Annotated in this window: 1 protein-coding gene; it reads left to right on the top strand. The window is 60.3% G+C overall.

Annotation, left to right across the window (positions count from 1 at the left end; translation table 11 throughout):
- Window positions 1–385: Gfo/Idh/MocA family oxidoreductase (locus EN780_RS38420; RefSeq protein ID WP_210215170.1), on the top strand; the 385-nt coding region annotated here is incomplete at both ends.

Below are 385 nucleotides of genomic sequence, written 5' to 3' on the forward strand. Positions count from 1 at the left end.
TTACCTCAGCTTCCATGACATGGCGGACTTGGAAGCGGCACGCGACGATGCGATTGAAGTCGCGATCATCGTCACGCCCAACCATCTGCATTTCGAACCATGCAAAGCGTTTCTCGAAGCTGGCATTCCTGTCATCTGCGAAAAGCCGCTGGTCCACTCGTCGCAGCAGGCGCGCGAGCTTCAGCGGATAGCGGCGGCAAATGACACGTTCTTTGCCGTGACATACACCTACACCGGCTATCCCATGGTCCGAGACGCGCGCGCTCGCATCCGCGCGGGCGAGATCGGGCAGGTTCGCTTCATGCATGTGGAGTATCTGCTCGAATGGCTGGTCAACGACCCGTCGAAGCTGGGCAAGGGCGGGATATGGCGCGGCGACCCAGCA

Origin of the sequence: Mesorhizobium sp. M4B.F.Ca.ET.089.01.1.1 (genome assembly GCF_004022605.1) — a bacterium.
Lineage (GTDB): Bacteria > Pseudomonadota > Alphaproteobacteria > Rhizobiales > Rhizobiaceae > Mesorhizobium > Mesorhizobium abyssinicae.